This is a genomic window from Sphingomonas sp., assembly GCF_048594985.1.
Taxonomy (GTDB): domain Bacteria; phylum Pseudomonadota; class Alphaproteobacteria; order Sphingomonadales; family Sphingomonadaceae; genus Sphingomonas_I.
The window spans coordinates 1-8,707 of sequence record NZ_JBMDXG010000103.1; the positions used below are offsets into that span (position 1 = coordinate 1).

The window sequence follows — 8,707 nt, forward strand, 5'->3', positions numbered from 1 at the left end:
CGCCGAGCGCGAAACCGGCCATGGTGCCGAGCGGGATGCCCATCGAGAAGATGCCGATCCCCAGGCCGCGACGGGCAGGGCCGATGCTGCGCGCGATCAGGGCATGTCCCGCAGGGGTGGCCCCGGCCTCGCCCAGCGCCACGCCGAAGCGCGTGAACGCCAGAAAGGCGAAACTCGCGGCGATGCCGCCGAGCGCGGTCATCGCGCTCCAGACGGCGATGCACGTGACCAGCACCAGACGCGGCGACCCCCGATCCGAGGCCCGCGCGAGCGGCAGCGACAGCAACGCATAGCAAAGCGCGAAGGGAAGGCCGGTGAGCAGGCCGATCTGCGTATCGCTGAGCTGAAGCTCGCGCTTGATCGATTCGGCGAGGATGAAGGGCAGGATCCGGTCGATCTGGCAGAAGGCGCTCACCAGAAACAAGGCGGCGAGCAGAAGGAAGGACCGAACACTACGGACGCTTCCGTCCGGCGACGGGTCCCGATGGGGTGCGGATGCAATGGTCCCTGCCGATGCGGAAGGATGGGTCATGATGCGCTCCTCGCTTCGATCGGAGCAGGCACGTTAGAGGGGCCGAGCGAGGTTGGAATGCCGGAACCCGGAAAAAACTTGCCTCATCCTGCGCGTCTTCGATCTTGGGTCGGAAGCCGCGACGGTATTGCGTCTGGTGGCGGGCGCGAGGGGGCGCTGGAGCCGGTTTTGGAGGACCAGGCAAATAATCTGCGGCTTCCGGCATGGAGGCGGGCAGCCCCGGCCGGCATTTCTGCGCGTCATGGCGGGCGCCGTTTCGCTTCTGCTAGTGGCGCGCGGCGTGCCGCCTGCAACCATCGATGGGAGACACCCCATGCTCATGCAAATCTTACGGCCGGACCCTGTTGCCGCCCCTCGTCCGGGACGCGACGTGCGGGGCTTTTCACCCCTTGAGCGCATGGCGATCGCAATCGGAATCAAGGACGGGCTGATGGCGCGCAGCCGATCGCGCGTGCGAAACCTCTTCGTCTTTCTCGTCAGGCCGCGGCCGGTCTCCCTCGCCAATCCGCGTCTCGAGCAGCTGCGGGCCTATGCCGAGCTGGCGCGGGCGCTCTTCCCGCGCAGCGTTCCGGTCACGAACCTGGAAGACGCCGGATTCACGCCCGCGCAGATCGGCGAACTGCTCGGACTGATCCATGCCGGGGCATGACCTGACGCTTGGAGGACTGGGCAAGGCCCGCATGGCGCTGCTGGAGCTTCGGGCATGGTGGAGCGCGACACATCGCCGATTTGCGCCCGCCCGCCGAACTTTTAGCGGGCGACTATCGTCTTCGCATTTCGCTGATACCGTCTTGCCTGTAAGGAGGCCGACGATGGCCTCTCACGAACCTGCCGCCCCCTCCTGGTGGGACCGCCTCTGCGCGGAACCCGGTCGCAACGTCCGCCTGTCGCCCAACCCCGGCGACGCCGCCCTGGCCGTCTGCTCGACGCGCCGATCCTCGCCGCCGGGCGCCGGGCGGGGCGGGTGGCAGGACAGCGCGCGCTTCGCGCTCGAATGGCTGCGCGATCCCGCCGGCACGGCGGCGGTCGCGCCGTCGGGCAAGGCATTGGCCGCGCTCATCACCCGCGAGATCGACGCGAGCAGCGGCCCCGTGCTGGAGCTCGGCCCGGGGACCGGGGTGTTCACCGCGCGCCTGCTGTCCAGGGGCGTGCAGGAAAGCGATCTGACGCTGGTCGAGCAGAATTCCGGCTTCGCGCGCCTGCTGGGACAGCGCTTTCCACGCGCGACGATCCTCGACATCGACGCCGCCGCGCTGGGCCATGGCCGCGACGGGGAAAGCGCGCTGTTCGGCGCGGTGGTGTGCGGGCTCGGCTTGCGCAACATGCCGCCCGCGCAGGTTGAGGCGATCGTGCGCGCGGCATTCGCGCGGATGGCCCCGGGTGCCGCTTTCTATCTCTTCACCTATGGCCGGCGCTGCTCGGTGCCGGCCGAGGTGCTGGAGGAAATCGGTCTCGTCGCCGAGCATGTCGGCACCGCGCTGCGCAACGTGCCGCCCGCCTCGGTCTACCGTCTCACCCGTTTCTCGACCGCGCGCTGAGGCGCGGTTCTAGAGAAGGCCATCCCGCGCCGCCTGATACACCGTGCTGACGGTGGGGCGGAAGCCGAGGCGGCGGGCGAGCGACGCATCGAGATGGAGGTGCCAGGGATTGGCGAGCGGCTCGGACGAGCCGTCAACGCTCGCGCCCGCAAGCGTCGCCAGCTCGTAGATTGACGTAGGCGCTTCGTCGGCGAGATTGACGATGCGGCCGTCCAGCGCGCCCGACAGCGCCAACTCCACCGCCGCCGCAATGTCGCGATGATGGATGGTGCTGATCCGCTTGGCCGGGTGCATCCCCGCCGACACCGCATATTTCGGCAGCATCTCCAGATGGCCATCGCCATCGCCATAGACGAACGGGAAGCGCAGGATGATCCAAGCGAGCCCGCCCTGCTGCACCGCCTGCTCCGCCGCGACCTTGCTCGCCGGATAGGCATGGTCCGGCGCAAGCGCGTCTTCCTCGCGCCCCGGATGCGGCGTGTCCGGATTGTAGACATGGCCGGTGCTGGCGAGGATGAAGCGGGCGCCAGGCGCATGGGCCTCCGCTGCCGAAAGGAGGATACGCGTCCCCTCCAGATTGGTTTTCCAGATCAGATCGGTGTCTTCGGTCCGGAACACGGCGGCGAGGTGAACGATCGCCGAGACGCCCTCGACGGCCCGCGCCAGCGCGGCGCGATCGAACAGGTCGCCCTTAACGGCGGCGACGCCCTCGGGAAGTGTCCCCTCCGCGCGGACCAGCGCGCGGCACGCCATGCCCGCCGCGACCAGACGGGGCAGCAGCCGAGCGCCCACGAGGCCGGTGACGCCGGTGACCAGGATTGTCATTGGTCGGTTCCTTTGCTGAGAGCGGTGAGCCGTTCGGTCGCGATCCGCAGGACTCGGATGGCGGTCGCGATGTCCGGGTCCGGAATGTCGCCGAAAGCCGCCTGATGGATGAAGCCCAGATCGGGCAGTTCGGCCCACAGTGCCGTTCCGGCGGCGGTGAGCCGCAGCAGCTTCTGGCGCTTGTCGGCCGCGTCGGCGACCTGCTCCACCAGCCCCTTGCGGACGAGGGAGGCCACGACGAGGCTGAGCGTCGCGCGTTCGACCTGGAGCTGGCGGACCAACTCGCGCTGCATGGTGGGGCCATGCGACGCGAGCTGGTACAGCACATACCATTGCGTCGCACCGAGATCGTGGGGGCGCAGCGCCTGATCCATGAGCGCCCGACCGGCGAAATAGCACCGTTTGGCCCAGCTCCCGATCGTGCCGTCGGAAGCGTTATTTTTGTTTGCCATCTAACTAATATGTTAGGGTGCAAACATTCTGTCAACGGGGTTTTTGGGACGATTTCAGCGGCTGAGTTACCGCAAGGCTTGTGATGACGACCTTCAGAGCGCGCGCGCCTGATCGTAGGAGGAGCGGTTGCGCGCGATCGTGGCGAGATTGGCCCTGGCCCACGCGCCCATCGCCGCGACGGGTTCGGAAAGAGAGAAGCCGAGGTCGGTCAGGGCGTATTCGACCTGGGGCGGCACCGTCGCGTGCACCGTCCGGCGCACCATCCCGTCGCGCTCCAAACTCTTGAGCGTCCGTGTCAGCATCTGCTGCGAAATGCCGGACAAAGCACGCTTGATCTCGTTGAAGCGATGCGGACGGGCGTGGAGCACCATGATGACCAGCACGGTCCATTTGTCACCGATCCGCGACAGGATGCCGATGATTTGCTGGCAGTCGCCATGGTCGGCCGGAAGCACGGTCTCATTCATGTGACCTGGTCCTAAAATTATGCGTTCTTGGCGAAGTCGTGGCAGTCACATAGCTGGTCCAGGTCTACAATCCAGACCTTGAGGCCTTATGAAAATCCTCCACCTCGACACCAGCATCAATGGCGACGCGTCGGCCAGCCGGCGCATTTCCGCCGAGGCGGTCCGCCGTCTCCTGTCGCAGCATCCCGAGGCGGAGGTGATCCGCCGCGATCTGGCCGAGGCGCCGCTTCCGCACCTCACGCTCGCGGAATTCGCCAGTGGAGAGTCGCAGGCGGCGCTTGCCGAGTTCAAGGCGGCCGATGTCGTGGTGATCGGCACCGGAATGTACAATTTCACGATCCCGACCCAGCTCAAGGCGTGGATCGACCGCATCCTCATCGCCGGGCAGACGTTCCGCTATTCGGAAGCGGGCGTGGAGGGGCTGGCCGGCGGCAAGCGGGTCATCGTCGCGCTCGCGCGCGGCGGCTATTATCCCGAGGGCAGTCCGATGGCGCCGCTCGAACATGCCGAAACCTATCTGCGCGCCGTGTTCGCCTTCATCGGGATCGACACGGTGGAGATCGTCGCCGCCGACGGCACCGCGCTCCCCCCTGCCCGCGACGAATCGATTTCACGCGCGGAGGAACGCGCCGCCTCGCTCGCCGCCTGAACTGCACTCCCCTCTTCCCGGGCCGTCCGCCTGACGGCTCGGGACACGGCCGACCCCGCGCACTGCCATCACGGGGTCATGCGCGCGCGCCAGGAAGCCCGGATGCTGTCCGCAACCGAGCTCTGGTATCGCGCGAAGAAGCTTTATGCGCTGTATCCTGGGGTGCGCGTCCCGGTGTCGGGCGGCTTCCTCGCCGGCCATTATGCGCGGCGGCGGCGCGATCGCGGCCCGCTGCGCGCCTGCGTCGATGCGGGCGTGGGGCTCGCTTTCCTTGCCTGGATCCCGTTTCGCGCGCGCGCCGTCCAGCGTCGCCACAGTCTGGACGCGCGCTGGCGCGCCTGCGCCGTCGCGATCGCGCGTCAGGCCTTCGCCGACCCGAACGACATCGCGCTGTTCCGCGTCGACGATCTGGCACAGCTCGACAGCTACATCCGCCGGTTCGAGGATGCGGGCCTCAACAAGCGGATCAATCCGCTGGCCTGGACCGCGCGGTGCGTGCTCGCCGACAAGATCGCCTTCTACGCCCGCTGCGCGGCGCATGGCCTGCCCCATCCGGAGGTCGTCGCGACGATCGTCGGGGGGCGGGCCACCGTGCTTCGAGCGCCCGCCGGGCGGTCGCTGCTGATCAAGCCGGCACGGGGCGAGGGCGGGGCCGGCGTGGCCTTCATCGATGGCGCGCCCGAGGATTCCGCTGCTTTGGCCGAATGGCTGCGCGTCCATCATCCTCGCCGCCGCCACGCCTGGCTGATCCAGCACCGGATCGCCGTGCATGATGCGCTGCGCGATCTCGCGCTGAACGCGCTGCCCACCGCGCGCATGACCACGATCCGGAACGAGGCGGGCATGCCGGAGCTGGTCAACGCCGTGCTGCGCATTCCCGTCGATCCGGGCGCAGCGGTCGACAATATGAAGGCGGGCGGGCTGCTCAGTCCGCTCGGCCTGGCCGACGGGATGCTGGGGCTGGCCTGCCGGGGCTATGGTGGCGGCGACCATGCGGCCCATCCCGTGACCGGCGCCCGGATCCCCGGACGGTGCCTGCCCGATTGGGCGGCCGCGCGTGTGCTGGTCGTCGACGCGCATGCGCGCGCCTTCGCCGATTATGCGCTGATCGGGTGGGACGTGGGTTTCTCGCCCGATGGCCCGATCCTGATCGAAGGCAATGGCAAGCCGGGCGTGCTGATGCCGCAGCGCGCGGCGCGTGCGGGGCTGGGCGGCGGTCGCTACGGTGCGCTGCTGACCTATCAGCTCGCGCGGGCCGACCGGCTTGCACGCAAGTGTCATTGAGCCGCCCCGAAACCTACGCATGGGATGGTTAGGCCGACGGGATGACCCGTTGCCTCATCAAGCCCCGGCCGCTTTCGATCCCGGACAAGGCCAAGAAGCGCCTTCGCATCCTCTATGTCGCCAAGCATGCTTTGTCGCAGGGGGTGGCCGACCGCGCGGACGGGACCCACGCCACCTACCATGCCGAAATCCGCGACGTGCTGCGCGCGATCGGGCTCAATCTGTCGGTCGCCGACCGCTACGAGGCGCTGTTTGAGGCGCCCGACGTGGATTTCGTGTTCCCGCTGCTGAACCGCGGCGGCTTCCTTAATTCCGAAATGATGCTGCCGTTGCTGTGCAACCGGCTGGGGCTGCCATATCTGGGCGGCGACCCCATCATTCGCGGCCTTTCCGACGACAAGCATCTGACGAAGACTGTGGCGCGCGCGCGGGCTGATGACCGCCGACTGGGCGCTCTACCGCCGCACGCTGCCGGTGCGGCCGCAGCTTTGTCCGCGCGCCAGCCGCTACGTCATCAAGCCCAACGCCTCGTCCGCAAGCTGGGGGGTGCGCGCGGCCGAGGATTGGGACGGGGTGTGCAACGCGGTCGCCGCGATCCATGCCGAGGGCCACGACGCGATCGTCGAGCCGTTCATCGTCGGGCACGATATCGAGGTTTCGGTCATCACGGTTGACGGCCAGTCGGTGATCCTGCCGATGATGATCGTGGAGCAGGACGATCCCACGCTGCTGCGCAGCTATGCCGAGAAGCGCGATTTGGCCGACCATCAGGCCTATGCGATCCAGCCCTTCAACGATCACCTCCGGCTGGCGGAGATCGAGGCCGCGACGCGCGCCCTGATGCCCGAATTCATGCCGTTCGATTATGGCCGGTTCGAATTCCGCCTGGATGCGGCAACCGGTTCGATCCAGTTCCTGGAGGTGAACCTCAACTGCAACCTCTGGTCGCGCAAGACCATCGCCATGGCGGCCCTGCTCGGTGGGTGGAGTCATGCCGAGCTGATCGAGACGATCGTCGCGGAAAGCCTGCGCCGACACGGTCTGATCGATCTGACGAAGGCGAAGAAGGGCGTCCCCGCGTGGCAGATCGCGGACTATGCCGGCATGCCGGCCTATGCGCGTTCGTGATGACGCGGCCGACGACGACCGCGGTTGTCATGGCAGGGCGGCGCGAGGGGACGATCGATCCGCTCGCCGCCGCCGCCGGCCTCGCCGACAAATGCCTCGTCCCCGTCGCGGGACGGCCGATGATCGCGCACGTGCTGACCGCGCTCGCCGCCGCGCCGTCGATCGGCCGGATCATCGTCTCGATCAACGATCCGGCGCTGTCGGATGCCGTGCCGGAGGCTCGCGCCTTGATCGCCACGGGCAAGCTCGTCGCGGTCCGCGCCCGGCATAATTTGGTCGACAGCCTGTTCGCGGCGATCGCGGGCGCGCCGTTTCCGGTCCTCGTCACCACGGGGGACAATGTCCTGCTCACGCCCGACGCGATCGCCGCCATCGATCGTGGCGCCGCGCATTGCTCGGTCGCGGTCGCCTTCACCCGGCGTGACTCGGTCCTCGCGGCGCATCCCGACGGGCAGCGCCGCTTCTACCGCTTTCGGGACGATGCCTATTCCAACTGCAACGCTTACTGGATCGGCACGCCCTCGGCGCTCGCGGCGGCGGAGGTGTTTCGGAGCGGCGGCCAGTTCGCCAAGCATCCGTGGCGGATCGTCCGAGCGTTCGGCCTCTATAATCTGATCGCCTTCCGCTTCGGCCTGGGCACGCTCGCGGGTGCGTTCGGCCGCTTCTCGCGCCGCTTCGGTTTCCCCATCCGCCCGATCATCCTTGAGGACGGCACGGCCGCGATCGACGTCGACAATGGCCGGACGCTGGCGGTGGCGGAGGCGATCATCGCAGACCGCGCCGCCTGCGACACCACGCCCCACGCGCGGGGGGCGGCCCCTGGGGCATAATGTCCGGGTGACAGGCGGTCGGGCGCCGGATAGTCGTGAGTCGTGCCCGCGATCCGCACTCTTCTGGCGCAACGTCGGTTTGCCCTCTTCCTGTGCGGGGCGACGCTGCTGCTGAAGCTGCTGGTCCCGACCGGCTACATGATCGGCAGCGAGCAGGGGCGCGTTGCCATCGTCATGTGCCCCGCCGCCATGCCGACCATGGCGGCAGCCGAGATGGCGGACATGCATGGCGACATGGCCGACCATGGCAAGTCCATGGATCACGGGACGCCCAAGGACCACGGCAAGCCCGAAATGCCGTGTGCCTTCTCCGCGCTGTCGGCGCCCGCGCTGGATACGATCGACCCGATCCAGCTTGCCGCGCTCATCGCCTTCGTCATGGCGATCGGCCTCGCGGGGGCCGCGCTGCCGCCGCCCTCGCGCCCGGCCTATCTTCGCCCGCCTCTGCGAGGGCCGCCCGCCACCCTCTGATCCTTCGTCCAATGCCGTCCCGCACGGCACGTCGACCCGCGCCCCCGCAGCCCTGCGGCGGGCCGATCAGAGGTATTTCATGCATCGATCTTGTTTCCTGGCAGGCGTCACCGCGCTTTGCCCGTTACTGACCGCGCCTGCTGGCGCGCAGACCTCGACGCCGCTCTCGCGGAGCGCCGATATCGTGGTGACCGCCACGCCGACCGTCGCGCAGGCGACCGCCGAGATCGAACGCACGGCCGGCGGGGTCGAAATCGTCCCGGATACCGCGTTCAAGAATACGCCCGTCCAGACCATCAAGGACATCCTGCAATATGTGCCCGGCGTCATCGTCCAGCCGCGCATGGGCGACGACGTGCGGCTGTCGATCCGCGGCTCCGGCCTGTCGCGTGCCTATGGCGTGCGCGGTATCACGCTGACCATCGACGGCGTGCCGATGAACACCTCCGACGGGCTGCTCGACTTCTTCGAAGTCGATCCCAGCGCCTACCGCTATGTGGAGGTGTTCAAGGGAGCGAACGCGCTCCGCT

The 8,707-nt window shown here is 68.2% G+C and carries 13 protein-coding genes; 8 read left to right on the forward strand and 5 right to left on the reverse strand.

The genetic code is table 11. The features are described 5' to 3' along the window. Positions 1-532 (reverse strand): MFS transporter (locus ACOJSF_RS03860; protein WP_420140908.1); only part of this gene is annotated, 532 nt, incomplete at its 3' end. 397 nt (positions 533-929) lie between these two features. Here ACOJSF_RS03860 and ACOJSF_RS03865 point away from each other — a divergent pair. Then, positions 930-1,181, forward strand: a complete 252-nt coding sequence (locus tag ACOJSF_RS03865; protein WP_420140909.1) for a hypothetical protein — start codon at positions 930-932, stop codon at positions 1,179-1,181. 163 nt (positions 1,182-1,344) lie between these two features. Then, positions 1,345-2,070 (forward strand): class I SAM-dependent methyltransferase, encoded by a 726-nt coding sequence (locus tag ACOJSF_RS03870; protein WP_420140910.1) that lies wholly within the window; start codon positions 1,345-1,347, stop codon positions 2,068-2,070. 9 nt (positions 2,071-2,079) lie between these two features. Here ACOJSF_RS03870 and ACOJSF_RS03875 read toward each other — a convergent pair whose 3' ends face one another. From ACOJSF_RS03875 to ACOJSF_RS03885, 3 genes are all read right to left on the reverse strand, one after another. Next, the gene (locus ACOJSF_RS03875) at positions 2,080-2,895 is read right to left on the reverse strand and encodes an NAD-dependent epimerase/dehydratase family protein (RefSeq protein ID WP_420140911.1); all 816 of its coding nucleotides are present in this window, start codon (positions 2,893-2,895) and stop codon (positions 2,080-2,082) included. Beyond that, a complete protein-coding gene (locus ACOJSF_RS03880; protein ID WP_420140912.1) occupies positions 2,892-3,347 on the reverse strand; it encodes a MarR family winged helix-turn-helix transcriptional regulator in 456 nt (151 codons plus the stop codon). Before ACOJSF_RS03880 ends, ACOJSF_RS03875 begins: the two co-directional genes overlap by 4 nt. A 93-nt stretch (positions 3,348-3,440) precedes the next feature. Further along, complete coding sequence (locus ACOJSF_RS03885; protein ID WP_420140913.1) at positions 3,441-3,815, reverse strand: winged helix-turn-helix transcriptional regulator; 375 nt, start codon at positions 3,813-3,815, stop codon at positions 3,441-3,443. Between the two features lie 88 nt (positions 3,816-3,903). Between ACOJSF_RS03885 and ACOJSF_RS03890 the strand changes: the two genes are divergently transcribed. Both ACOJSF_RS03890 and ACOJSF_RS03895 read left to right on the forward strand, forming a co-directional pair. Beyond that, on the forward strand, positions 3,904-4,464 hold the full coding sequence (locus ACOJSF_RS03890; protein WP_420140914.1) for an FMN-dependent NADH-azoreductase: 561 nt from the start codon (positions 3,904-3,906) through the stop codon (positions 4,462-4,464). Between the two features lie 102 nt (positions 4,465-4,566). Then, the gene (locus ACOJSF_RS03895) at positions 4,567-5,748 is read left to right on the forward strand and encodes a sugar-transfer associated ATP-grasp domain-containing protein (RefSeq protein ID WP_420140915.1); all 1,182 of its coding nucleotides are present in this window, start codon (positions 4,567-4,569) and stop codon (positions 5,746-5,748) included. On the opposite strand, the gene ACOJSF_RS03900 is transcribed toward ACOJSF_RS03895, so the two are convergent. Then, a complete protein-coding gene (locus ACOJSF_RS03900) occupies positions 5,742-6,152 on the reverse strand; it encodes a hypothetical protein (protein WP_420140916.1) in 411 nt (136 codons plus the stop codon). The genes ACOJSF_RS03895 and ACOJSF_RS03900 overlap by 7 nt on opposite strands. 31 nt (positions 6,153-6,183) lie before the next feature. On the opposite strand from ACOJSF_RS03900, the gene ACOJSF_RS03905 reads away from it, so the two are divergent. From ACOJSF_RS03905 to ACOJSF_RS03920, 4 genes are all read left to right on the forward strand, one after another. Next, positions 6,184-6,876 carry a hypothetical protein gene (locus tag ACOJSF_RS03905; protein ID WP_420140917.1) on the forward strand — a complete coding sequence of 231 codons (693 nt, stop codon included), beginning with the start codon at positions 6,184-6,186 and terminating at the stop codon, positions 6,874-6,876. A 29-nt stretch (positions 6,877-6,905) separates the two neighbouring features. Next, the gene (locus ACOJSF_RS03910) at positions 6,906-7,706 is read left to right on the forward strand and encodes an NTP transferase domain-containing protein (RefSeq protein WP_420140918.1); all 801 of its coding nucleotides are present in this window, start codon (positions 6,906-6,908) and stop codon (positions 7,704-7,706) included. Between the two features lie 42 nt (positions 7,707-7,748). Beyond that, positions 7,749-8,177, forward strand: coding sequence for a hypothetical protein (locus ACOJSF_RS03915; protein ID WP_420140919.1), 429 nt, complete (start codon positions 7,749-7,751; stop codon positions 8,175-8,177). Positions 8,178-8,256: 79 nt separating this feature from the next. Beyond that, positions 8,257-8,707 (forward strand): TonB-dependent receptor plug domain-containing protein (locus ACOJSF_RS03920; RefSeq protein ID WP_420140920.1); only part of this gene is annotated, 451 nt, incomplete at its 3' end.

What these genes read in the sequence shown, in the direction of transcription:
- ACOJSF_RS03865 (WP_420140909.1), top strand. Translation starts at nt 930, where the DNA reads ATGGCGATCGCAATCGGAATCAAGGACGGGCTGATGGCGCGCAGCCGA.
- ACOJSF_RS03870 (WP_420140910.1), top strand. Translation starts at nt 1,345, where the DNA reads ATGGCCTCTCACGAACCTGCCGCCCCCTCCTGGTGGGACCGCCTCTGC.
- ACOJSF_RS03875 (WP_420140911.1), bottom strand. Translation starts at nt 2,895, where the DNA reads ATGACAATCCTGGTCACCGGCGTCACCGGCCTCGTGGGCGCTCGGCTG.
- ACOJSF_RS03880 (WP_420140912.1), bottom strand. Translation starts at nt 3,347, where the DNA reads ATGGCAAACAAAAATAACGCTTCCGACGGCACGATCGGGAGCTGGGCC.
- ACOJSF_RS03885 (WP_420140913.1), bottom strand. Translation starts at nt 3,815, where the DNA reads ATGAATGAGACCGTGCTTCCGGCCGACCATGGCGACTGCCAGCAAATC.
- ACOJSF_RS03890 (WP_420140914.1), top strand. Translation starts at nt 3,904, where the DNA reads ATGAAAATCCTCCACCTCGACACCAGCATCAATGGCGACGCGTCGGCC.
- ACOJSF_RS03895 (WP_420140915.1), top strand. Translation starts at nt 4,567, where the DNA reads ATGCTGTCCGCAACCGAGCTCTGGTATCGCGCGAAGAAGCTTTATGCG.
- ACOJSF_RS03900 (WP_420140916.1), bottom strand. Translation starts at nt 6,152, where the DNA reads ATGCTTGTCGTCGGAAAGGCCGCGAATGATGGGGTCGCCGCCCAGATA.
- ACOJSF_RS03905 (WP_420140917.1), top strand. Translation starts at nt 6,184, where the DNA reads ATGACCGCCGACTGGGCGCTCTACCGCCGCACGCTGCCGGTGCGGCCG.
- ACOJSF_RS03910 (WP_420140918.1), top strand. Translation starts at nt 6,906, where the DNA reads ATGGCAGGGCGGCGCGAGGGGACGATCGATCCGCTCGCCGCCGCCGCC.